Source organism: Helicobacter sp. MIT 01-3238 (assembly GCF_003364135.1).
Taxonomy (GTDB): Bacteria; Campylobacterota; Campylobacteria; order Campylobacterales; family Helicobacteraceae; genus Helicobacter_B.
This window is the reverse complement of the sequence record NZ_NXLN01000019.1, coordinates 1-22,987: the sequence shown is the minus strand read 5'-3', so window position 1 is coordinate 22,987 and position 22,987 is coordinate 1. Positions and strand designations below refer to the sequence as shown.

At 40.9% G+C, this 22,987-nt stretch carries 22 protein-coding genes and 1 pseudogene; 8 read left to right on the top strand and 15 right to left on the bottom strand.

What is annotated here, in order from left to right:
- The first annotated feature begins 521 nt into the window (after positions 1-521).
- Positions 522-725 carry a hypothetical protein gene (locus tag CQA40_RS10895; protein WP_147290181.1) on the top strand — a complete coding sequence of 68 codons (204 nt, stop codon included), beginning with the start codon at positions 522-524 and terminating at the stop codon, positions 723-725.
- 97 nt (positions 726-822) lie between these two features.
- On the opposite strand, the gene CQA40_RS07385 is transcribed toward CQA40_RS10895, so the two are convergent.
- The 14 genes and pseudogenes from CQA40_RS07385 to fabD all read right to left on the bottom strand — a co-directional run bounded on the left by CQA40_RS07385 (position 823) and on the right by fabD (position 13,612).
- Complete coding sequence (locus CQA40_RS07385; RefSeq protein WP_115520247.1) at positions 823-1,686, bottom strand: hypothetical protein; 864 nt, start codon at positions 1,684-1,686, stop codon at positions 823-825.
- Positions 1,687-1,698: 12 nt separating this feature from the next.
- Positions 1,699-2,142 carry a hypothetical protein gene (locus CQA40_RS07380; protein ID WP_115520246.1) on the bottom strand — a complete coding sequence of 148 codons (444 nt, stop codon included), beginning with the start codon at positions 2,140-2,142 and terminating at the stop codon, positions 1,699-1,701.
- Positions 2,143-2,673: 531 nt separating this feature from the next.
- Positions 2,674-3,396 (bottom strand): annotated as a pseudogene (locus CQA40_RS11655) (DUF3944 domain-containing protein); the annotation flags it as partial.
- 490 nt (positions 3,397-3,886) lie between these two features.
- Positions 3,887-4,780 carry a sel1 repeat family protein gene (locus CQA40_RS07370; protein ID WP_115520244.1) on the bottom strand — a complete coding sequence of 298 codons (894 nt, stop codon included), beginning with the start codon at positions 4,778-4,780 and terminating at the stop codon, positions 3,887-3,889.
- A 211-nt stretch (positions 4,781-4,991) separates the two neighbouring features.
- Positions 4,992-6,137, bottom strand: coding sequence for a dihydropteroate synthase (gene folP, locus CQA40_RS07365; protein WP_115520268.1), 1,146 nt, complete (start codon positions 6,135-6,137; stop codon positions 4,992-4,994).
- Between the two features lie 138 nt (positions 6,138-6,275).
- Entirely contained in the window at positions 6,276-6,941 is a 666-nt protein-coding gene (locus CQA40_RS07360) for a DNA polymerase III subunit delta' (protein ID WP_115520243.1), read from the bottom strand.
- Between the two features lie 8 nt (positions 6,942-6,949).
- Positions 6,950-7,510: a HobA family DNA replication regulator gene (locus tag CQA40_RS07355; protein ID WP_023927186.1), complete on the bottom strand. Its 561-nt coding sequence runs from the start codon at positions 7,508-7,510 to the stop codon at positions 6,950-6,952.
- Between the two features lie 209 nt (positions 7,511-7,719).
- The gene (locus tag CQA40_RS07350) at positions 7,720-8,976 is read right to left on the bottom strand and encodes an aspartate kinase (RefSeq protein ID WP_115520242.1); all 1,257 of its coding nucleotides are present in this window, start codon (positions 8,974-8,976) and stop codon (positions 7,720-7,722) included.
- Positions 8,976-9,440 (bottom strand): RNA pyrophosphohydrolase, encoded by a 465-nt coding sequence (locus CQA40_RS07345; protein ID WP_115520241.1) that lies wholly within the window; start codon positions 9,438-9,440, stop codon positions 8,976-8,978. The genes CQA40_RS07350 and CQA40_RS07345 overlap by 1 nt, the downstream gene beginning before the upstream one ends.
- Positions 9,441-9,753: 313 nt before the next feature.
- Entirely contained in the window at positions 9,754-10,401 is a 648-nt protein-coding gene (locus CQA40_RS07340) for an META domain-containing protein (protein ID WP_115520240.1), read from the bottom strand.
- Between the two features lie 388 nt (positions 10,402-10,789).
- Positions 10,790-11,242, bottom strand: a complete 453-nt coding sequence (locus CQA40_RS07335; RefSeq protein ID WP_115520239.1) for a type II secretion system protein — start codon at positions 11,240-11,242, stop codon at positions 10,790-10,792.
- A 51-nt stretch (positions 11,243-11,293) separates the two neighbouring features.
- A complete protein-coding gene (locus tag CQA40_RS07330) occupies positions 11,294-11,752 on the bottom strand; it encodes a type II secretion system protein (protein ID WP_115520238.1) in 459 nt (152 codons plus the stop codon).
- Between the two features lie 82 nt (positions 11,753-11,834).
- On the bottom strand, positions 11,835-12,608 hold the full coding sequence (locus CQA40_RS07325) for a 5'-methylthioadenosine/adenosylhomocysteine nucleosidase (RefSeq protein ID WP_115520237.1): 774 nt from the start codon (positions 12,606-12,608) through the stop codon (positions 11,835-11,837).
- A gap of 68 nt (positions 12,609-12,676) precedes the next feature.
- Complete coding sequence (gene fabD / locus CQA40_RS07320; protein ID WP_115520267.1) at positions 12,677-13,612, bottom strand: ACP S-malonyltransferase; 936 nt, start codon at positions 13,610-13,612, stop codon at positions 12,677-12,679.
- Between the two features lie 266 nt (positions 13,613-13,878).
- Between fabD and CQA40_RS07315 the strand changes: the two genes are divergently transcribed.
- The 3 genes from CQA40_RS07315 to CQA40_RS07300 all read left to right on the top strand — a co-directional run bounded on the left by CQA40_RS07315 (position 13,879) and on the right by CQA40_RS07300 (position 18,790).
- The gene (locus CQA40_RS07315) at positions 13,879-14,487 is read left to right on the top strand and encodes a hypothetical protein (protein ID WP_115520236.1); all 609 of its coding nucleotides are present in this window, start codon (positions 13,879-13,881) and stop codon (positions 14,485-14,487) included.
- Between the two features lie 96 nt (positions 14,488-14,583).
- A complete protein-coding gene (locus tag CQA40_RS07310; RefSeq protein WP_023927195.1) occupies positions 14,584-14,832 on the top strand; it encodes an RNA-binding S4 domain-containing protein in 249 nt (82 codons plus the stop codon).
- Positions 14,833-15,127: 295 nt separating this feature from the next.
- Entirely contained in the window at positions 15,128-18,790 is a 3,663-nt protein-coding gene (locus CQA40_RS07300) for a vacuolating cytotoxin domain-containing protein (RefSeq protein ID WP_115520234.1), read from the top strand.
- A gap of 76 nt (positions 18,791-18,866) precedes the next feature.
- Here CQA40_RS07300 and CQA40_RS07295 read toward each other — a convergent pair whose 3' ends face one another.
- The gene (locus CQA40_RS07295) at positions 18,867-19,076 is read right to left on the bottom strand and encodes a hypothetical protein (protein ID WP_147290180.1); all 210 of its coding nucleotides are present in this window, start codon (positions 19,074-19,076) and stop codon (positions 18,867-18,869) included.
- Positions 19,077-19,263: 187 nt separating this feature from the next.
- Between CQA40_RS07295 and pdxA the strand changes: the two genes are divergently transcribed.
- Genes pdxA through CQA40_RS11200 form a run of 4 tightly spaced genes read left to right on the top strand, consistent with a single transcriptional unit; the run spans position 19,264 to position 22,812 of the window.
- A complete protein-coding gene (gene pdxA, locus CQA40_RS07290; RefSeq protein WP_115520232.1) occupies positions 19,264-20,280 on the top strand; it encodes a 4-hydroxythreonine-4-phosphate dehydrogenase in 1,017 nt (338 codons plus the stop codon).
- Between the two features lie 38 nt (positions 20,281-20,318).
- On the top strand, positions 20,319-21,401 hold the full coding sequence (locus CQA40_RS07285; protein ID WP_181882880.1) for a Maf family protein: 1,083 nt from the start codon (positions 20,319-20,321) through the stop codon (positions 21,399-21,401).
- Positions 21,402-21,432: 31 nt separating this feature from the next.
- Positions 21,433-22,608: a cbb3-type cytochrome oxidase assembly protein CcoS gene (ccoS, locus tag CQA40_RS07280; RefSeq protein ID WP_181882879.1), complete on the top strand. Its 1,176-nt coding sequence runs from the start codon at positions 21,433-21,435 to the stop codon at positions 22,606-22,608.
- Positions 22,609-22,644: 36 nt separating this feature from the next.
- Positions 22,645-22,812: a hypothetical protein gene (locus CQA40_RS11200; RefSeq protein WP_181882881.1), complete on the top strand. Its 168-nt coding sequence runs from the start codon at positions 22,645-22,647 to the stop codon at positions 22,810-22,812.
- Positions 22,813-22,987 lie beyond the last annotated feature (175 nt).

The following is a 22,987-nucleotide window of genomic DNA, read 5'->3' as shown; positions in this document are numbered from 1 at the left end:
CGTTTTGGTGTTTGCTAGAGGTTAAGAAAGTTTGCAAATAAATATTTTAAGCAAAATCTAGCTAAGAAAATCTTGGAATTGTAGCTAAAAATGGCTAAGAAATGGTTAAAACTCATAAGGCAAGTGCAAACATAAGCACGGAAAGAGGGGCTATCAATATTGCTAGATTTTTTATCGCAAGCAAGGCTGTTGAAAGACTGTTGTAAGTAAAGTTATTGTGGGGCTTATATCGCAAGCAAGGATATTATTAGCAACGCTATTGCGACTAAGCCTAAAATAGCCTATTTTTTTCTTTTTGATTTTTTTATTTTGGATTGCTACGCAAATTCGCTACGCTCATTTGCTCGCAATGAGAAAAAAATATTGTCATACTTAAGGCTTTAGCCAAAGTGTCTCAAAAGCAAAATAGAGATATTTCGCTTGTTATCAATATGACAACGGAAAATGGGCTGATAGAATCTAGAGATATTTTGGTTTTCTACGAAAGCTTGATATGACAAAGTTGATTCTATTGCGAGCGAGTGCAAACCAATCAGTTCCCCCTCCACTTACGAGGGGCAATCTTTAATTTCCCCCTCCCTTGCGGAGGGGGTAAGGGGGTGGGTAAATCCTACCTCCGCTTCTCAAGCAAAGTCAGCAACTACAAACGACAAAAACGCAACTGCTGGCAATGCGAATGCTTACATTATCAACAAAGCAAATGCAAATATTTCCGTCATTGCTAAAGAAACTTCGGCTTCTTTAGCAAAACAAGCAAGTTTTTTAACAAAAACCCCCCTAGCAAAACAAATATGCTTAGCTAATTTATGCCCAATGCAAAATCTAATTTTTTGCCTTATCAAAACTCATTCTATAAAGCAACTTCACTCTTTGCCTATGCTCTGTCTTTAGCTCATCTTGCAAATCTAGCTTAAAATTAGCCTTGAAAAATTCGCATATATTAGTTTTTGCAGTTATTTTGCGTATAGTTTTATTATACTCTATGATTCGCTCACTTTTATCGACTATTTGGCTTGTCGTGCCGATTTTTTCGCCATTTATATAGTCGCATATTTGCTCTTTAAATGACGGGTCAAAGGCGTTTAGATTGATTCCTTGCTTTTTGATAAAATCTGCAAGTTCTTGCGGACTCTTTTTACGCTCTATAAGCTCCTCGCTATGCTGATAGCTAAATTTAGCATCATTGCTTTGTAGGCTATTACTTGCACTTGCATAGCCGAATCCTATGCCAAAATCCACTCCGTGCGTTATTTTGTTTGCTCCTCTACCCTCGCTCCAGCTTCTAGATTCGACACTACCGCTTGTATCCGCGCTATCATTTTGCGATAGATACTCAAAAATCTCCTCTACATAGCTAAATTCCCATTTACACGCGCCCATATATCCAGCGATTCGCTTCATTAGCATATTTAGCTGAACGAAATAGCTCTGCGAATAATAGCGCAATGGATAAAATGATTTATCATCTACATATAAATCACTTCTAATCACCATTCCTTGATAGTCATCAATAGGCGTAGATTTATCGCCACTAAATAGCTCTTTATTGCGCGTATCATCAAAGCAAACTACCTTAAAGTCCTCTCTTTCAAGTTCTTTTTTAATGTCCGCATACTCGGGGTCTAATCTCATTGCGTTTTGCATTTTTTCATCTGCGATGAAAATTTTTTCTTGTTCTTGTGCCATTTTTTACTCCTTTTATTTTTTCAATATCAAATAAGCCACAAAAGCCACTAAGGCTACGCCACCTACTGCAATCCATATATTTCTACCGCCACTTTTATCCCTAGCTACGAATCGCTCCTCAAATGCGCTTTTTAGCTCTAAAAAGCGTTTAAGCTCAAGTCCCATTACCTCAAGTGTCTTTTGTATGAGTTCATTTGAAGTATCTTTATCCCAAACTATTAGGGCGATTCGCATTCGCCCTATGTCGTCTTTTATAGGGTGATAAAGTGCGCAAAAAAGTTTGCCATTGTCTAACTTACAATACACTTCATCATCTGCGCTTACTTCCTTGCAATCCCTTAAAATCTCATTGACACATTCTCTTTGCGCCTCACCTGTAATTAGTTTGCCATTTTGCGCGGTGATATGTGCGCGGTTGTTTGACTTGTCTATGCCCTGTATGGTTGCACTTATCATCATTGCCCCCTAGTCCGTGATAAAATCGCAAAGTTCTTGTTGCTTTTCTTTGCCGTTGAATTGTGTTAAATCTAAAATTTGACATTTACCCTTTTCGCCAAGCCAAGATTCTAGCTTTTGAATATCATCTTCGCTTATAATACCGCTCTCAAGGCATTTGTCTTTATGTGTGCCGATGATTTTTAGCGTGTAGCCTTTTCTCTCGCACAGCTCTTTATGATTTTGCAAATCCATTTGCACTTGCTCTTTGACTTTTTCATTTGTGAGATAATCATCAGCTCTAAAGACATAGACATATTTTGTGTTAGATTCTAAGCCCCTGCGTGCCTCGATATTTTCGTCATCATTAGCCCTAGCTCCAGCAGTATTTATCACGCGCAATGTCTTTTGGCAAGTATCAAAGGATTCTCTGCCAATCTTGCTTGTGGCATTATAGCTACTACTAAATTTGCCCTCTTTTAGGATATGAAATATCGTATCCTTGCCTACGCCCGTTTCGCCTGTCAAAAACACATTGTAAGTGTTGCTCTGTCTTAGTCGCAAATATGCCACTTCTATCACAGCGGGTATAGTTATCCTATATGCTGGTCCTGCCAAATCTACTCCCGTCCAAAGCCCTGTGATAACCCAGCCTATCGGTCCAGCAAATACGCTCATAGCCCTTGTAAGCCCTGCATTTGCTGCGAGAGTAAGCCCTCTGCCAAGCACTTGCTTTGCCACAGCATTGGCTACGATTAGGGCAAGTTGATATGAAGCAAAGCCACCAGCTTTTATTGCGCCTTGCATAGCAACGAGTGCTGCTTGCTTGCCAAATCCTAGCGCACTGCTAATATTTGTGTTTTTGTTTATTTCTTTGACTATTTGTTCTAGCTCTTTTGAGTCCATTTTTTCTATTGCTTTTTCCAAAATCTTTGCAAACAATTCGCCCTCAATGCGCTCCACAGATGAATTTTTGTTGTAATTAACCCTCAAGTTATCACACACATCACAAAGGATTTCCTTATAAAGCACACCTTCGCCAAACCTAAAAAGATAATTCACAAAGGTATTGCCACCAAATCGTTGCAATTCCTCCATAATCTCATCTACATATTTTATGTGGTTTGGATAGTGCGCTTTGTAGCCACTTTGCTGACTTAAATTTTCAGTCGCATTTGACTTGTCTTTGCCTGTAAGTATTTCTACTAATGTGTCTAAATCCGCACTTTGCATAGAGCGCAAAAACTCCAAATCTTCATCATATCTGTAAGCCATAAAGCCTCCTTTTGTTTTTGATAAATTATACAAAAGGGGTGCGACAGCATTTGTCGTCTGCAACATAGTTGCAAAAATTTTTGTAAAAATTTTTGCGGATTTTTTGCAGAATTTGTGCAAATGTCGTGTATAGCGTGGTTTTCTCAAGCTACGATAAGTAACATTCGTTTTTTTTTTTTTTTGTAGTTGGATTTTTGGGGGGATTTAGAGGTATTTTTGATGATTTTTGAGGGATTTTTGGAGGTTTAAGCGAGGTTTAAGGTATTTAAGTGGTTTTTAAGGTTTTGGTATGTAGGGGAGGGTTTCACACAGATTTTATAATGCGCTAGCTAAATGGTATATAAACTATGCAAAAAAGTATCGCGTGTCATTTGCGGTGTGTTTTAGATAGCACAAGCGAAACATTTATCATAAACATTTCGCTTGTGAATAATGGAGAGATATGGTAGAGAATACTTCCTAAAGACTTTTTGGGTAGATTTTAGGCTTTTTATTTCTTAGATTTTTTTGGCTTTTTACCCGCACTAGCTTCTTGTGCTTGGCTTTGGGCTTGTGCTTTTGCGGTAATCTCTGCTTTTAGCTTATTGATATTTTCTAGCTGCTTGCACGCTACTTCAAAGCCACCTTTGCAGCCTTTGTCTGCCAAATCCACTGCTTTGTCGATATATTTGTCAATGTATGGTTTTGCCTTAAGCGTGTCTTTGTTTTGCTCAAAGTATGATTTCCCCATACCAAGACAACCCATAGCACTTCCTAGCTCGCAGGCTTTTTCATATAGTCTTGTTTCATTTGCTTTATCTCCTAGCTCGCCTACTACCTTGCCATAAAAAGCACAAGCCGAAGCATACTCTTTATCGCAAGTTTTGTATAGAATGTCTATGTCTTCGGATTTTACTTCTTCGCTAGTAAGCACTGCGACTTTTAGGACGCAGGATTTGTCATTGCCCTTGCTTTTGCATAGTTTGTGAAACTTTTTTACTTGCGTAGATTTACACTTATCACGCTCTGCACCTTTATCTAGGGCATTGCACTCGGCTTGTTTTTTGCTCCACTCGCTAGTATCTATCTCGCTCCACACTTCCCAATCGCTATTTGGGTATTTTAGCTCGATGCCTTCTCCAATGTCTTGCTGTGTGTTAGCTTGTGTGCTAGTGGCTACTTGAGTATTAGAAGCCACTTGAGAATCAGCTTGTTCATTAGAATCAGCTTGCGCTTGAGGGGCATTTTGAGCTTGAGAATCTGCTTGTTCGCTAGGATTTACTTGTGTTTGAGATTCTTGTCGAGAGTCTGGGCTAGACTCTTGGGTAGAATCCGTGCTTAGAGTCTCTCCAAACGCTACAAATCCAAAAAACCCAAACGCTAATACAATCGCTATTTTTTTCATAGCTACTCCTTTTAAAGTTAAGTATATGAGGAAATTTTAGCATTTTTTTTTTAAATCAAATGATTTTTTAGTTGTGAGTGGATTAAAATCTGCGCAAAAAAATAATAAAAGATTATTGCTAGCTTGTTTTTGCTCTCGCACTCAAAAGACATAAGGGTATTTTAGATTTTGTCAATCCATTAGCACACATTAGCACAGAAGCTGGCATAGATTAGCATAGCTCATTAAACGCACTAAGGATTTTTAGCATATCAATATGCTCAGCAAAGTCGTGTGTGCGGATAATGTCTGCTCCATTTTGAAGTGCGAGCAAGTGCAAAGCCAAGCTACCGCTTAGTCGCTCGCTTGGGGATTGTCTGCTTGTGATTGCACCGATAGTGCTTTTGCGACTAGCACCTATCAAAATCTCATACCCAAAGTGCCTAAAATGCGCTAGGTTTTGGATAAGGGCTAGATTTTGGGCGTGAGTTTTGGCAAAACCAAAGCCAATATCTAGCACAATCCTGCTTGCTTTGTGTGCTTCTAGCTCACAAATTTTGTGCGCAAAAAACTCATCTACTTCGCTTATGAGATGAGTATATTCACTAAGATTTGCCATATCTTTTGGCGTGCCTTTTGTGTGTATAAGCACTACTTGAGCGCGGTAGTGAGCGATGACTTCAAGCATTTTTTTGCTTTTTATCCCACTTACATCATTTATCATTACAAAGTCGTGCTTAAGTGCGAAATCCGCTACTTCAGCGTTGTAGGTATCAATAGAAAAAGACACCTTTTTTGCTAGATTTTCTTTTTTTATAAATTCACATACTTCTTTAAGTCGTTTTTTTTCTTCGCTTGGATTTATTAGCTCACTTCCGGGGCGAGAGCTAGCTGCACCTATGTCGATGAGAGTAGCACCAGAATCTATAAGCGAGATTATGAATTCTATCGCCTTTTTTGAGCTGTGCCTAGAGTCTGCATAGAAGCTATCAGGGGTTATATTGATGATTGGCATAATGATTTTGCTTTGGCTAGATTTGGTGGCGAGATGGGATTGCAGTTTTTTTGCTATTTGCTTTAGTCCAAAGGGTTGGATTTTGCATTTGTAAATGATTTTTTCTAGCTGTGTGTGTGTAGCGATAAGCAGGGCATTATATAGCTTTTGCTCTCCTAGTATCGCATCTCTTGGTGTGGCTAAATCCCCTCCTGCACTTAGTGCTTCTTGCTTTAGGATATTTAGTGCGGGCAGGCTTAAATCCTGCAGTGAGAAAGCAAGCACTTCGCCCTTTTTTTGCATAATCTTTGCACCCATTTTTTCTGTGCCGATTTTGCTAAGCCATTTTGGAAGCAAATCTATATTTACTCGCTCCAAAACCACTTCTTTTTTGCTAGCTTGTGTGCTCGCTTGTTTATCTTGCGTGTTTGTTTGTGGGGATAGCTTATATGCTTCTTGCGTGGGATTTGGGGGTTTTTTTGGCATTTTGGCTCTTTTTAGATTTTGCTTAGTTTTTGGGTTTTATAAAACCCTTTTAGCGTTGTTTGTTTTTTGTCTAAGTAGTAGCATAAGTAGCAGCGGGGTTATCACTAGCGAGATTCTGCGGTAGTTGTGTAGTTCCAAAAGCGCGTTATCAAACATTTCTAGCTCTTCCTCGCTTAGCTTTATGCCTGCTTTGTGGATAGCAAGTAGTAGGGATTCTATCATTTCTTTGCCGCTTGTTTTTGTCCCCTCGCTTGCGTTTATGTTTTTTAGGAAATCAAAGATTTTGCCCAAGTCTAGCCTTGTTATATCAAGTCCAAAGGAAGCAATCTCGCTTTTTTCGCGCAAATCCTCTAGCACAAGCCTAGAGCGAATCGTAGGTAGCAAAGCGGTTTTGTTGCGCGTGATGATGATAAAATGGATATTTTGTGGTGGTTCTTCTAGGATTTTTAGTAGAGCGTTTTGGGCTTCGTTGCGGAAGTTTTGTGCAGCAATGATGATAGTTTTTTTCTCTTTTTCGGCGATATAGGCTTGGGCGATTATGGCGTGGGCGTCCTCCATTTTGACTTCCTCGCAGACAAAATCACGCACGATTTCGTTGCGCAAGGCAATCTCATCTTTTAGCGATTGTGCTTTTTCAAAAATATCATAGCTTAGGATAATGTTGCCTGTGTATTGCATTTTGCCTCGATTGTTTTGATTCACTAGATTGGCTATTCTAGGACAACTTTGCCAAGCACGGAAGCATATAGCGATTTTTCAAACAATTGGAGCATCTCAATAAGTTTATAATCCAAAAATTCATCGCTTTCTTTTAGCACAAAAGATTGTCGCACGCCCTCATTTAGCACCCAAAAAAGTCCATTTCCCCTCCCCATACACAAATCCGCCATAATCGTATCGCTTCGCCCCACATACCAAAACATATAATCTTTGTAAGCGATTTTTAGCATATTGCGGATATTTTCCATATTTTCTTTTTGTAGCACAAAATGCGCGGGAAAAAGACTTTTTAGGCTAAGCACGGGCAAAATCGGGCGAGGTTTGCTAGAGCTATGAAATCTCGCTAGCGCATAAGATATGAACCAATCCCTACGCTCATCAGTAGCAAGTAGCAATGCCCCGCCATCTAAAATATGCTTTATCGCAGGGAGTGAAGTATCTGCCCAAATATTTCTTGCTACCTCAAGCCATTGTCTATCGTTTGCCCACTTTTTGCAATCACTGCGGATATTATCTAGTAGCCACGAGCGAAAATCTAACACTTCTTGCATAATATCTCCTTTTTTAAAAAATATTTCCCTTTTTGGTTGTGATAGCTTAAGTCTCGCTAATATTTTTAGCCAAACTTAAAAAACATAGCTAACGCGCTTTTTTGATTGGCACAAAAATATAAAGACAAAATCTGCATAAAGCTAAGATTTTGGATTTTGTCGCTTTTGCTTTTAAGGGCATTGCTTGTGGATTTGTAGCTTAGATATTCTCACACGGGGCAGGATTCTAGCTTGTATGCGCTATGCAGGGCGCGCACCGCATTTTCGGCGTGTCGTAACCCGATTACCATAGAGACTTTTATCTCACTTGTGGAAATCATCATTATGTTGATATTTTCGTTTGCAAGTGCGCGAAATCCAGCACTTGCCACGCCGCTGTGAGATTTCATACCCACACCCACAATAGAGACTTTGGCTATGTCGCAGTCATATTCGATAGATTCTACATCTTTTTTAAATGGCTCTAATGCTAGCTTTGTTTGCTCTATGTCGGTTTGGGGGATAGTAAAATCTATGTCTGTCTTGCCATCTCGCCCGATAGTCTGCACTATCATATCTACATTGATATTGGCATTTGCAAGTGCGCTAAAAATCTCTGCGGCAATGCCCGGTCTATCTATCACATCTGCTATGCTTACTCGCGCTTGGTTTTTATCTAGTGCGATTCCACTTACGATTGGCTTTTCCATTATGTCCTCCTCTTTTGTGATGAGTGTGCCCTCTTTTTGGGTAAATGAGCTACGCGTAACAAGTGTAACACCCCATTTTTTTGCTAGCTCCACAGAGCGATTTAGCAAGACTTTTGCACCCATAGAAGCAAGCTCTAGCATTTCATCGTAGCTGATTTTGTCGATTTTGCGTGCGTTTTTTTCGATTCTAGGGTCGGTGGTGTAGACGCCATCGACATCGGTGTAGATTTCGCACAAATCCGCTTTTAACGCACCTGCTAACGCCACTGCTGATAAGTCGCTCCCTCCTCGTCCAAGCGTAGTGGTCTCTCCCTCTGCGCTCACGCCCTGAAATCCAGCCACCACGACAATGTAGTCTTGTGCTAGGAGTTCTTTTATGCGTGCGGTGTTTATGGATTCGATTCGCGCTTTTGTATGTGTGCAATCAGTGAGTATGCCCGCTTTTTCGCCACTTAGTGAGATTGCTTTGTAGCCCTTTGATTCTAGGGCGATAGCTAGAAGTGCGGCGGTTACGCGCTCGCCTGCGCTTAGTGCCATATCTACTTCGCGTTCATTTGGTAGCTTGCTAAAGTATTTGGTGTAGTTGATAAGTGCGTCTGTTTGCCCGCTCATAGCAGATACTACGATTACGAGTTGATTATTTTGGGGATTTTCATTTTTTTTATTTGTGGATTTTTCTTGCGTGGTTTTTAGTGCGTCTATCACGCGATTTGCTACGCTATCAATTCGCTCACAATCCCCCACACTCGTCCCGCCGTATTTTTGCACGATTAGCATTATAGATACCCTTGCGTTTTAAAGTAGTTTAGCACCTTGCTATACACATCTCGCTTAAAGCTTTTTACTCTCTTAAACACTTCTGCAATCTCCACAAACTGATATGAAACAAACTCTGGGTGTGCTGTTTGTAGATTGATTTTGGCATTTGGCTTTAGTCTAAGCAAAAAATATCGCTGTGTTTGTCCATCAAAGGGTTGCATTTTTGTCCGCACATCTTCGGGGAAATCGTAGTTTATCCATTGTGGGTATTGCGCCAAAATCTCCACTTCATCAGTGCCTATTTCTTCTAGCAATTCTCTAAATAGTGCTTCTTGTGGATTTTCCCCCTCATCTATACCACCTTGTGGAAATTGCCACGCTCCGCGCACATCGCTTCTCTCGCCCAAAAAAAACTCACATTTTTTGGGATAATGTGATGAAAGGATTATAGCTGCGACATTTGGGCGGTATTTTTTTGCCATTTTTTGCCTTTACCTGTGGTTTTGTAGTTTTGTTTTGCTCTATATTTTGTTTTTTAATTTGCTTAAGATTTTTGCTTGTGGCTATTTTAGATTTTACAATTTCAAAACGCATATTGTAGCATATTTGCGTATTATCTTAGTATTTGTTTTTGGGATAGATTTTGTGTGTTTGTATGTGTGCTAATTGTGTGTTAGGATTGGAAGTGGATTTTGGCGGTTAAGCATTTTTGTTGCGTTTAGCTACAAAGATAGAAACTATGAATGTGCTTACTACCAAAATCACATAAGAGAAATCTTATAAAATCTAAAAAAATTAGCGATAGAGGTGGATTGTCATTTTTTCACTTTGTAGGGTTAGCTTTTTTTCATCTTTGTGCGTTATCTCAAACACCCCCTCAAGTCCCCTAACAAAGCGGAACTCAAAGCGGCTAACTTCTCGTGGAGTGCAGATTTTGCGCGTAGCACTTCCCGGGACAATCTCTAGGTGTGTTTTGTCATTCCACGAATACCGCGCATAATACGAGCCACAGCCACTCTCCCCTGAAATCCTATTTTCTTTTGTCTCAAATTCCATTGTGGCGATTTTGTCGATTTGGGCTAGCTCGTATAGTGGGGTTGGTTGAGAGCTGGTGCTACCATTTCCGTTACTGCCACCATTGGCATTGCCATTATTATTGCCATTGCTTGTGCCTGTCTCGTTGCTAGCATTGCTAGGTGCTTGGCTAGATTCTTGCGGCAAGCCATTTTTTAGTGATTCTTGTGCGTTTTGTGCTAGCACTTGAGGGGAGAAAAACTCCTCATCTGTAATGATGATTTTTTCGACATACCATTGGTTTGCTGGGAGATTGCCCTGCGTAGCTTTGCGCTGGATAAAATCAAAGAGTGAGCAACCGCTAAATCCGCACAATATCGCCAAATTTATCGCTAGTAATTTTATTGCTTGGATTTTTTGCTGTTTCAATGTTTATCCTTTTTGTAATTCTATTTTTGCGCTTGTGAGAATCTCTAAAGTCCCCAAATAGTGCAGATAGAATCTATGAAAGCCAAGTAGAATCTATGAAAAGCCAAAAAAGCTATGTGGCTTTAAAAAACTTGAATTGTAGTGAAATCTAAATAACACAAAGCAAAATCTACTCCAAAATCCACAAAATCTTAAATCATTTTTCACTTAAAATGATTTTCTTAAAGGGAATGTTGGGTTTTGCTTGTGGGATTTGATTTTTGTGGTTTTTGGATTTGATAATTTTTGTGGTGTGCTATAAAATCTAGCTATGATTTTTGCGCCTTTCGCACTTGGAAATGTCGCGCAAAAAGGCGCAAAAATCCTAAAATCTATAAGATTTTTAATTTTAGCGGATTTTGGTGCGCTCTAAGATTTTGCGACAAAGTGGGCTAGTAGTGAAATTGCACTTAAAAGCGGGCTGCTCGCTAAAGTCATTTGGCTCTATGCTAAAGGCTACACTTTGTCTATTTGCGCGTGCTACTAGGCGATTTTTGGCAAACTCTAATGCGCAGTTGGGGGTATTGGACGCGTTTATGGAGCTTAGGATTGCTAGACTTGATTCTCTCATAGCACTTAGTGGCTTTGGGTGTAGGGTAAAATCCGTGTAGAGCAGAGATAGTCTTTCTTGCAAGTTGCTAAGCGAGGAAGCAAGGGTGGCATAGCAGGATTTTTCCCTCAAGTGCAAAGAGCTAGGGATAGCTAGTATAAGCACGCCTAGAAGTGCGATGACAAACACTAGCTCAATCGTGCTAAAAGCGGATTTTGTGGTTGATTTTGTGCTGAATTTATGACGGTTCATTTATGCTTGCAAATCTATGCTAGTAAAACTCTATGATGATTAGGCACAAGGCTAGAGCACAGAATCTTGCAGGTTGATTCTAAGTGGTTGGGGGTAGGCTTTTAGTAGTTTTTGGCATAGTGGGGAGCTAGCAATAGGGGAAATCTCTATACTTAGGGTTGTCGCATTTGTGTCGATTATCACGCAGTTGTTTTGGGTATCTAGTGTGCCCTCTTTGCCTAGTCGCACTCCATTGGCTTGAGCTATCCAGCGCAGTGGAGATAGTCCTGCGGTTCGCATTATAAACTCACCATTTAGGACATTTGCAAGATTGTCTTGTGTGGTGGCAGCTACTTGGATAGATGAGATGATAGCTTGTATGTCTTTGTTTATCGCGGCGTATTGGGCATCTGTGCGCGTGGCACTAAGTTTGGGAATCGCTATGGCTGCTAGTATCCCAACCACTGCGATGACAAACACTAACTCAATAAGGCTAAACGCCCCTTGAAGTGATTTTGCTTTGTTTTGCATATTTTTCCTTAAAGATAGATTTTGTGGATTTTTTATGTATTTTTAGCTCGCTTAGATTTTATGCTTTTTTACACCTTTGATTCTAGCCTAAAATCTTATCAAGCATTTTTTTGACAAATTCCGCGCATATTTTCGCGCTTGAGTCCAAAAACTCATCAAAGCTCACATCTGCGCTACCATCGGCACTATCACTGATAGAGCGAAACACGCAAAAAGGCACGCCAAAGCTATCGCATACTACTGCTACGCTCGCACCCTCCATTTCTACGGCATCTGCACCAAAAGTATCAATAAGCCATTGCTTTTTCTCTGCATTATGCACAAACTCATCGCCCGAAGCGATAACGCCCTCTTTTAGCAAAATCCCCTCTTTTGTCCCCGCGCTTTGTGCGCCGTATTCTTGTGCGACAAGGCTAGCTATGCCATTTAGAATCTTGCTAGATTCGATAAATAGCTTGCTCTCTGGGATAAATCCTAGCGGATGCCCAAACGCGCTAATATCTACATCGTGCTGGCATAGCTTGGTGGCGATTAAAATATCACCGATTTTTAGGTCTTTGTTTAGCGCACCTGCCACACCACCAAAGATTATTGCTTCACAGCCAAAGTGAGCTATCATCGTGGTCGCTGTCATTGCAGAGTGCACCTTGCCGATTTTGCTATATGCGACATATAGCGTGGCATTTTTATAAGGGATTTCATAATACACATTGCCACCCATAGCTTGCGCTGTGTGTGTGGGAAATAGGCTAAGCAGTGGCGTGATTTCTTCTTGCATAGCACCGATGATGCCGATTTTTTGGTAGTTTGGAGTGATAGTAGATTTTTGTGAATCTTGCGAGGCGGATTGCTGCATTTTTGTTTTTCCTTAAATTCTCTATTTTTCCTATTTTTTGCTTTTATCGCGATATTTCTAGGATTTGTCTAGCTATTTTGTTCTATTTGGGCTATGGTGGCTTTTAGGGATTCTATGTCGCTGACATTTAGCGTGGTTTTTTGGCTTAGACGTTTGTTTAGCCCTTTTAGCACACTTCCGTGCCCTAGCTCGATATAGCAGTCCACTTCGTTGTCTATGCTTTGGATAGATTGTTTGTATAGCACAGGGGAGGTAAGCTGGAGGCTTAGTAGTTTTAGAGCGTCTTTTGCGCTATTGTAGCTTTGTGCTGTGGCATTTGAAATGATAGGCAGAGCAAAGTTTTCTTTTAGCATTGGTTTTAGTAAGGCTTCAAATTCCTCCCTCATCGGCTCTAGTAGAGGACAATGGCTTGCCACAGACATAGCAAGCAACAATACTCGCTTCGCTCCCAAGTCTTTTAGTGTGTTTTGTGCGAAGTCCAAATCCGCCTTTTTCCCCGCACACACCACTTGTCCATCGCCATTGTAGTTGGCAGCCCATATTTGCTTGCCCTCTTTTCGTAGATTTTCACACGCTTTTTCTAGCTTGTCATCTTCTAGCCCTACGACTACAAGCATTCCTGCGTCTATTCCCTCGCAAGTTTTTTGCATTAGCTCACCTCTCTTGCTAGTGAGATAAAGCCCATCTTCAAATCCCACGCCCAAAGCCACGCATAGTGCGCTTATCTCGCCTAGCGAATGTCCTAGTGCGCACTTGGCTAGGAGTGGGGATTCTTGCTGAAGTATGGTGTGAGCGATTTGGCTTACAAGAAATATCGCTGGCTGGGTGTATTGGGTTTGGTTTAGTAAGTCATTTTCGCTAAAAAGTAGCTTTGTAAAATCAACCTTTAGTTTCTCGCTTGCTATGCCAAACATTTCTTTTGCTATTTCAAAGTTTTCATATAGCTCTTTGCCCATACCTACGCTTTGAGAGCCTTGCCCGGGGAAAACAAACGCATATTGCATAATCACCTCACTATAAGATTTTATGTATTTAGATTTTTGCGCAAATTTTTGCAAAACGCGTATTTTATCAATTTTTTGCTTAGATTTGCACAGATTTTGTGTTTTTGTATTTTTGATACGCGCTTATAAGCCACAATAGCCTTGCGTGTAGATTTAATCATAACTTTAATAGGTTAAAATGCTTAAAACAAATCTTTGGAAATATACCTTAGAAATGCCTTTGGAAGTGCTTTTGGAAATTTATATGCAGAGTTTTTGGAGCATTTATGGAAATATTAGATTCTAGTTTGGATTTTGCTTTATTAGATTGTGTAGATGATTTTGATGATTGTGCTCCTGTATTTTTGGCGCAGAGCGATACCACAGCGGGATTTCTCTGTGCCAATCCCAAAAAACTAAATAGGCTAAAAAAGCGTGATGAAAATCAAAAAATCCTCCTTGCGCTTAGTGATTTTATAGAGCTAAAAAAGCGTTTTAGGATTCCACCATTTGCCAAAAAAATGGTGCGAAATGCAAGGAAAACGAGCTTTGTCCTGCCAAATGGCAGAAGTTTCCGCGTGGTAAAAAAACCACAACACATATCAATGGAGCGCAAAAGAGAATCTAGGGAATCTAACAAGAAAAAATCTAATGTGCTAGGGCTTGGCTCTATCGTGGCTGGTGGTGATATACCAAAATCTAGCTCGCTACATAGCGATTTTTTGGCACATTTTGGTGGGCTATATAGCACTTCGGCAAATGAGAGTGGCAAGCCATTTTCACTAGAGTGGGCAGTGCAAAATGCCGATATTATCGTGATAGATTCTCTATATGAGGCAAAACCTAGCAAAATCTACAAGCTAGGCAGGACAAAGGCAAAAATCCTGCGACACTAGAAATGCCAAAATCGCTAAAAATACAAAAAGTCCAAAAATCCAAGTGATTTGATAAGGAAAGTTAAAAAACAAGAGCAAAATGAGGAAGGAGGCAAAATGAGAATTGATAAATTTCTAAACTCCACAAATGTCCTAAAATCACGCAAAATCTCTCAAGATATGTGCGCTTCGGGTGTGATAGAGGTAAATGGCGTAGTGGCAAAATCTAGCAAAGAAGTCAAAGTGGGTGATAAAATCACGCTAAGATTTTTAGACTCAAGCAAGACATATCAAGTCCTAGCAATCCCCACGACAAAGACTATCCCTAAGGCAAAATCTAGTCAATACGCACTGCTAATAAGCTAAGGACATATTTTGGCTTATTTAGCTTGCTTTGATTTGGGATTGTGTTTGTGGCACGATTTTTGCGCTTATAATGTTTTGCTATGAGACAAAAAGCCTAGAAATAAACCCAAATAAATCCAAAGGTAAATGTATAGTTTTTTTTTTTTTTGTTATAATCACGCTATTTAAACATCAAATAAGGTGTGTGAAAAGCCAAGCATACAAATGGCAAGCAAAACTAAGCAATATGGGTTTAAGACAATCGTGTTAAAGCAAAATAGACTCCAAAGAGGACAACTCTAAACGAGGTCGCAAAATGAAACAAACCATACTAGCAAAACTACCAAATCTATCAAAATCTACCAAATATCCTATCACGCTAAGTGCGGTGCTAGCACTTAGCCTCTATGCAAATGCGCAGGCTACTGACATTACAAATTCTGTATATGAGCTACAAAATAAGTCAAATGAAAGTAGTGGGACTTTTTCTGTGGGAAGCACGCGCACTTGGAGCACTGCTGGAGCGGATTTTACCCAAAGCTACAAAAATGGCACACTCATCTTTGGTAACACTTCGCAATCCCCCAAAACAGATAGCAATATATGGTTTGGTGGCACGGATTGGCAAAGTGGGCTAGTAGGCTACATAAAGACGAAATTTGAAGCAAAAGATATATATCTCACAGGCACGATAGGTGCGGGGAATGCGTGGGCTACGGGTGGTGGCGCGGAGCTAAACTTCAATGCAAGCAATAGCTTCAAGGCAGAATCGCTAGATTTGAAGTTTAACCACGCAGGATTGCAATATAGCAATTTCTTTGTGAGCGCAAACGACATAAACATAAAAAATTCCCAACTAAACGCCCGCTCTGATGGATTCAAAATGCACTTGAGCTCAAGTAGTGGCGATATTACCTTTGATAGCTCAAATGCAAATTTTGGTGGCGAGTTAGTAATCACTTCTGGCAAAAATATCAACCTCACGGGCAATTCTTCGCTTACTTCACGCGGGAATGTTATCCGCCTAAAAGCGCAAAATGGCTCTATCACAGGCAATGGAAATTTAGACTTCTCCTCTGGCACGCCTATATATGTCGGGGTAATCGAAATTTTGGCAGAAGATAAAATCGAGCTAGGCACTGCCAAACTTCAAGTAAATGCCTCCTCACTTGTGGGCTCTATGGATGGGCGCATAGAAGTGAAGTCAGAAAATGGCGACATAACTTTTGACAAACTAGAGCTAGTAGGAAATAACGGAATCAGTGCGTTTGGGACTTATGCGCATATCAAAGCAGGTGGTAGCATAAGCGTGAAGACAAATGGCGCGATATACTCAAATCGTGGGCTAAATAACTCCACAGATACTGCAGGGAGATTTACCACCACTATTGAAGCGGGCAATGACATTACCCTAAATAATACCGATATTTTCTTGCTAAATCAGCTAGCTGGAATCGGTGCTCCTGATAGTATGAAGCTCATCGCAGGGGGCAATCTAACCCATAGTGGCACGATAAGTTTCCTTACCAATCAGCAGACTTGGGAGGGAGCTATGCTAGATATTAGCGGTGTGAAAGGAATAGCGAAGCTAGGCAATATCATAGGCTCGGCTTTCTATCTAAATGCAAATAAGACTTTGAGTGCGGATTCTATCACTATCAATGCTCGTCAGACAAATGGTGGGTTTTATGGCACAGGGACGCAGATATGGACAAAAGAGGGCGGGAGCTACACTTTCACAAATATAAATCTAGGCGAGTGTGGGCTTACCCCTTGGAATCACTGCGAGGTGGCAAACACAGCTAGGCTTAGCTTTTTTGGCACGAGTGGCACAGATACAAATGGTGCAGGTGGGAGCGGGACAAATTCATTTGTAAAAGGCTCTACCCTAACCATAGAAAATCTAAGCTTAGGCACTATGGCAGGGCTGTATGCGAGCAACATACAGACTACAAATGTCAAAAACATAAGTATGTCAAATCTCTCAACTGCTGTCTTTCATAACCTCACTTTGCAAGAGGGTGGGCATATCACTATGGACGCCACAAGCCAAATCCAAGTGAAATCTCGCGCTTATGAGGCAAATGCTACGCCCACACTTGGCAAGGTTACGCTAAATGTTGATGCGAGTGATAGCAAGCCATTTTTGTCTATCGCCTATGCAGGTAGCAATCTAGAAAATCTAAATATCCAAGCAGGAAAGACTTATCGCTTCATAGATGCGGGCGAGATAGAGTATAAGCTAAAAAGTGGTGGTAGCACAGAGACTTTTCACTGCACTGATAATAAAGAAAAATGCAACACTATCAAAAATATGGTAGGTGTATATGCGGGTGGGGCGGATTCTACAAGGCTTGATGTGGGATTTGGCGAAGATGGCATACTAAGGTCTGCAAAGCTGGGATTGCAGTTTGAAAAAGTAGCAGACTACTCCACTATCGGTATCAAAGCCACAGCCATAGACTATAAAAACCCCTATGATATAGATGATATACGCTACTATATTTGGCAAAAAGGTGGCGATGAAGCAGTAGCCCAAATCGGTGGAATCTCAAAAGGCGCACACACCGAGCAAACAACACAAACAAGGCTAAGTAGCACGACTACACAAAAAGATTCCCAAGAGAAAACGATAAATGACAAAATCTACACCATAAGTGGTAAGGGGGATTTTACACAAAGCGAACTAAAAAGCAATACAACTCTAACGGAAACAGAAAAAGCAAGTGCGGTAGAAAAGAAAGTAACCCACATAGAATCTGATATTTTTAAGTGGTTTAATGTCCTAGCACTTCATCAAAAAGGTGTCGCTTGGACAGCGGTAAATGTCATAGATAGAGATTTGGGATTTTTTGAGGATACGGCTAAGCAGCTAAACAACACACTAGGACAGCTTGTATCTACCGAGCGCAAATCAAATGCGGCTACGGCTGTTAGATTTGCCTCTGATTTGGCAAAAGCTCAAAGGCTAGTCAAGCTCGCTAGAATCGATAATGATGAGCAAGAGTATCGCTTCGCAAATCTGCTAAGCCAAAAAAGATATGCTGCAAGCGGTGGGATTAGAAGTGATGCGGGAGGGGATTTTGGATTTTTGTATAAGTTCTCAAACCGCCACGAGTTTTATAACAATCTTTGGGCAAACGCGCTAGGAAGTGCCACATTTACAGATGGGGGATATGGCACGCTATATGGAGCAAATGTAGGGTATGATAGATTTGTCCCTGTTGGCGAGGGCGGGCTAATAGTCGGGCTTGTGGCTTCTTATGGCTATGGTAGCTATAAGGCAGACTTGCTAAAAAACCAAAGCCATAATGTAAATGCGGGAATCTACTCTCGCTCAATCTTTGCAAACAATGAGATTGATATAAATGTCGGCTACACTATTGGTATGAATAGTGAGGATTTATACACGCGAAACAATGTATGGCTAAGCAGTCTAGACCAAAGCTACAAATACAATACCCACACCATAAACGCTAATGCTAGCTATGGCTATATCTTTAGCACACAATCTAGCGGTTTTGTGTTTAAGCCTTCTTTGGGAATGAGCTTTTATCACATATTTACAGGTGCGCTAGATGCGGATTCTAAGCAGGTGCTAAGCGCGGATAATCCAAATGCCCCAGCGCAAAATCTAGCCGTTCAGTCTCCAGAGGTTTCGCGCAATCTTTTCGCGCTAAATCTCGCCCTAGAAACAAGACAATATCTATCCAAAGGCTCGTATTGGTTTGTCAATGTCGGTGCGCAAAGAGATATGTTTATCACGGGCGGAGATGTATTGCAAGTGCGATTTGTAGGCGAAGAATCGCTAAACTACAAAAAAAGCGACAATCTAAACACTTTCGCTCTAGCAAGTGCGGGGGGCGAAGTCCAGCTAGGCAGGAGAATGTTTGTGAATTTTTCACTTGGTGGGAAGTATGGGCTTAGCTACAAAGATATAGGCGTGCAAGCAAATCTCGGTAGTAGAATCGTGTTTTAGGGAGTGCTTAGATTTCTTTAGATTTTTGATTTTGGCGTAAGTTCAAAGGTGGGTTTTGCTAAAAAGTTGCGCTTATTTATGGGTGGATTTGAGTTTTGCTTTTGCCAAGAAGTTGCGTTACGCGCTTAAAAAGTGAGAAAATATAAGAGAGATATTTTCGCTCAATATGACAAGTTTGTAAAACTATATATAGTAGAGCGTCATCGTGCTTAGGGACTTTGCTTAAATGGCTTTGTGCGAAGCATTTATACTCTTTTGTCATATCAAGCGAAGCAAAATATCTCAAAAAAGCATTATCCAAAATGACTTTCTAAAAACCCATTAGCAAAATTGCACTTGTGTTTTTGGCATTTGTTTCTATTATATTTGCCGACTTTTAAATATAATAAAACCATAAAATTTTCCCTTAAAAGCTAGCAAATCCCCTCATAAAATGCACGGGACTTATCTATGAATCATAAAAGGAAACAAAAATGCACAAGAAAAAACTAGCAATAAGCATAGGCGATACAAATGGCGTGGGGATAGAGATTATCCTAAAATCTCACAAATATATCTCTACGCTTTGCGAGCCGATATATTGCGCCCACAAGACTTTGTTTGCCAAGTCTTTGCACCATTTCAAATCTTTGAGTAAAAAACAAGACTTCCAAGAGATGATAGCCAAAGATATGCACTTCTCTCACCCACACGACACTAGAATCCCCAAAATCTCACCCTCACAGCTACACAAAGCAAGCGGGCGATATAGCTTTGCTAGCTTCATTCACGGGCTTGACTTGGTGGACAAATCACAAGCAGACGCGCTAATCACACTCCCTATCCACAAAGCTGCGTGGAAAAAGTCAGGTATCCACTACGCAGGACATACCCAAGTGCTAAGGGCGCGATACAAAAAAGACGCCATAATGATGCTAGGCTGTGAGGAAATGCTGGTGGCTCTCTTTAGCGAGCATATCCCGCTAAAGTCGGTAAGTAGCGCGATTAGCACGGATAAATATGTGCGCTTTTTAATCGCTTTGTATCGTAGCTTTAAGTTTGAGGAAGCACTTGTGCTTGGGTTTAATCCGCATTGTGGCGATAGCGGGGCAATCGGTGGCAAGGAGGACAAAAAAATAGAATCCGCCATAAACAAAGTCAATAAATTCCTAAAAAAAGAGGTTTTTTGTGGGATTGTCCCGCCAGATAGTGCTTTTACCCCTGCCAATCGCGCGAGATTTTCGCTATTTGTCGCTCCATATCACGACATAGGGCTAGCCACGCTAAAAGCCCTCTACTTTGAAAAAAGCATAAATATCAGCCTAAATCTACCCATTATCCGCACTTCAGTAGACCACGGCGTGGCGTATGATATAGCATATCAAGGCATAGCAAGCACGCAAAGCTACCAAAATGCCGTAAAATTTGCCCTAAAAATGATAGATGAGAAGCAAAATATGGAGGAGAGAATCCATAAAACAAGTATGCAAGTCCAAATCCCAGCACGCTAAAATCACAAAATCCAAAAAAACAATCAAAGCAAATGATTTTGGCAAGCACTTCAAGCACTCGGGCTAAGATTTTGGAGGGCTTTGGTGTGGAGTTTTGCCAAGTTGATAGTGGGTTTGATGAGGAGGGGTTGTTTGAAGCATTGCTAGAGAGTGTGACAAAAAAGGTGCGAGGATTTAGAGAATGTGAGGGGCGGGATTTGCGCTTGCAAGGAGGATTTTATCTGCAAGGAGATTTTTGCAAAAATCTCTCATCTAAGACTTTAGCGCATATCAAAAATCTAATCGGGGAAAATGTGGAGGGCTATCTAGCACTAAATCCTAAGCAAATCGCGTGGGAATGCGCTAAGGGCAAGCTAGAATCCGTGCTTAAGAAAATCACGCAAAATTATTTCACTTCAAGCGAGGATTTTAGAGAAAGAAATATGCAAGAAGTGCTAAAAGAGGGCATTTTAGCCTGTGATAGTGTCGTGGTGGTGCATTTGCCACATATCGCTAAAAATCTTAGTGAAAGCTCCGCTATGAAATCCGCTTCTACTTCAAAATCCCTCATTGCCCCAAATTCTGCCTTTATTTCAAAATCTACTTCTACTCCAAAACCCACTTTGACTACAAAATCTCTCATCGCTTCAAAAACTGCTATCGCTGCAAAATCCACTCAAAATTTAGATTCTAGTTTGGATTTTGAGGTGGGGTTTAGCCAAAATCAAATCCACGCAAAAAGCGAAGACGCAAAAAATAACGACACAAGAAACCACATAAAAAACCAAAACACAAAAAATCACACCCGCACAAATCTTTTGCTTCGCAAAGCAAAAACACCAACACAAGCTAGAATTATGTTAGAATTGCAAAGTGGCAATCCTATCAGTATCATCACTGCCTTTGCTTATCAAAGCCACAAGGGCTTTTTTTGCAATGTTGATTGCGCGGAGTTTTTGCTAGATGAGTTTTGCCAAGATGATATAGAGCAGTATGTCAAATCATCTCTTTGGCAGGGTAGTGCAGGCAGTGTCAAAGTCGAGGGATTTCACAAGGGCTATATCCTCTCTCAAAATGGGCTAGAGTCTTGCGCTTTGGGCTTAAGCTTTGAGCGGATTTTGCCTTTTTTGGGGATTATTTAGTGATAATAAGCCAAGCAAATGGAAAATGCAGATGAATACACCAATCCTCACTATAATGCTTATCGTTTCGGTAGCCATAGGGCTTATCGGGCTTGTGGTGTTTTTGTGGGGATTGAGAAGTGGGCAGTTTGATGACTCGGTGAAAATCACGCACGGAGCGTTGTTTGATACGCAAGATGATTTAAATCTAGCCTATCAAGCCTCTATAAAATCAAATAAAGGAGCAACAATGAGTGAAAATACAACTTACAAACTAGCTATCATAGGAGCTGGTCCGGGTGGCATAGGTGCGAGCATAGAAGCCAAGCTAGCGGGGATAGATTCCCTAATATTGTTTGAAAAAACCGCTACGCACAATGCCACGCTAAATAAATTTTATAAAGACGGCAAACGCGTAGATAGAGACTACAAAGGCGATAAAATCCAGCTAAATGGCGCAATAGATTTTAGCGATAGCAACAAAGAAGCGACTTTGGAAATGTTTGGAGGGCTACTTTCAAAGCATAATATCAATGTCGCTTATCAAAACGACATAGAATCTATCGTGGCTAATACAGAGGGAGAAGCAAATGACTTCACTATAAACACTAGTGGAGGCAAGTCCTACCAAGCCCAAGCAGTCATCATCGCCATAGGCAAAATGGGGCAACCAAACAAACCAAGCTATAAGATTCCCTCATCGATTTTGCGACAAGTAAACTACAACGCAAATAGTGTCCAAGAGGGCGAGAAGCTACTAATCGTAGGTGGGGGTAACTCCGCTGTGGAATACGCCTGTGAGTTTGCCAAAAGCAATGACACAACGCTAAACTACCGCAGAAGTGAGTTTGCCCGCATAAATGACACCAATGCCAAAGAGCTAGAATCAACCATAGCAAGTGGTAAGCTAAAAACCAAGCTAGGCATAGACATAGAATCTCTAAGCGATGAAAACGGCAAGATAAATGCGCACTTTACCGATGGAAGTGTGGAGGAGTTTGATAGGGCGATATATGCTATCGGCGGGTCTTCGCCTGTGGATTTTCTAAAAAAATGCCATATCGACTTAGATGAAAATAGCCTGCCCATAGTCGATGAAAATCTACAAAGCAGTGTGAAAGGTGTGTTTGTGATAGGGGATATTTTGTTTAAATCTGGTGCAAGTATCGCTTGTGCGCTTTCCCAAGCGCAAAAAGTCATCGCTCATATCGCACCCAAACTTGCCTAAGCAAATCTAGTCAAATCCAACCAAAAGAGAGAGATTATGAATCATATTTTGCGCCCACTGCCATTTGTGCTTGCTAGCACCAACATAGGCACGATGATAATAAACCACTGCGATAGACACAGCCACCCTGTGCCAAATCCTGCAAATGAGGATAAGCTTCCCACAAAGCAAAATGCGGGGGGGGGGGGGGGGGCAAAAAAATAAAACAAAACAAAAAAATCAAGCAAGGCAAATCAATCAAAAAGCGAAAGTTTTGGGGAAGGATTTAAATACTTAAAAACCACTTCGTTTGACGAAGATGGGGGGAGGGGCGCAGTGTCTTTCCTACACTTGCTAAGGCAGTATTTCGGGGAGGGGGTGGTCGCATTCGAGGGCGGGG

Coding starts and splice junctions, on each gene's coding strand:
- CQA40_RS07310 (WP_023927195.1), top strand. CDS start 14,584: ATGAGAATTGATAAATTTCTAAACTCCACAAATGTCCTAAAATCACGC.
- CQA40_RS07345 (WP_115520241.1), bottom strand. CDS start 9,440: ATGGCAAAAAAATACCGCCCAAATGTCGCAGCTATAATCCTTTCATCA.
- CQA40_RS07315 (WP_115520236.1), top strand. CDS start 13,879: ATGGAAATATTAGATTCTAGTTTGGATTTTGCTTTATTAGATTGTGTA.
- CQA40_RS07335 (WP_115520239.1), bottom strand. CDS start 11,242: ATGAACCGTCATAAATTCAGCACAAAATCAACCACAAAATCCGCTTTT.
- CQA40_RS07355 (WP_023927186.1), bottom strand. CDS start 7,510: ATGCAAGAAGTGTTAGATTTTCGCTCGTGGCTACTAGATAATATCCGC.
- CQA40_RS11200 (WP_181882881.1), top strand. CDS start 22,645: ATGAATCATATTTTGCGCCCACTGCCATTTGTGCTTGCTAGCACCAAC.
- CQA40_RS07385 (WP_115520247.1), bottom strand. CDS start 1,686: ATGGCACAAGAACAAGAAAAAATTTTCATCGCAGATGAAAAAATGCAA.
- ccoS (WP_181882879.1), top strand. CDS start 21,433: ATGAATACACCAATCCTCACTATAATGCTTATCGTTTCGGTAGCCATA.
- pdxA (WP_115520232.1), top strand. CDS start 19,264: ATGCACAAGAAAAAACTAGCAATAAGCATAGGCGATACAAATGGCGTG.
- CQA40_RS07370 (WP_115520244.1), bottom strand. CDS start 4,780: ATGAAAAAAATAGCGATTGTATTAGCGTTTGGGTTTTTTGGATTTGTA.
- CQA40_RS07325 (WP_115520237.1), bottom strand. CDS start 12,608: ATGCAGCAATCCGCCTCGCAAGATTCACAAAAATCTACTATCACTCCA.
- CQA40_RS07350 (WP_115520242.1), bottom strand. CDS start 8,976: ATGCTAATCGTGCAAAAATACGGCGGGACGAGTGTGGGGGATTGTGAG.
- CQA40_RS07300 (WP_115520234.1), top strand. CDS start 15,128: ATGAAACAAACCATACTAGCAAAACTACCAAATCTATCAAAATCTACC.
- CQA40_RS07330 (WP_115520238.1), bottom strand. CDS start 11,752: ATGCAAAACAAAGCAAAATCACTTCAAGGGGCGTTTAGCCTTATTGAG.
- CQA40_RS07380 (WP_115520246.1), bottom strand. CDS start 2,142: ATGATAAGTGCAACCATACAGGGCATAGACAAGTCAAACAACCGCGCA.
- fabD (WP_115520267.1), bottom strand. CDS start 13,612: ATGCAATATGCGTTTGTTTTCCCCGGGCAAGGCTCTCAAAGCGTAGGT.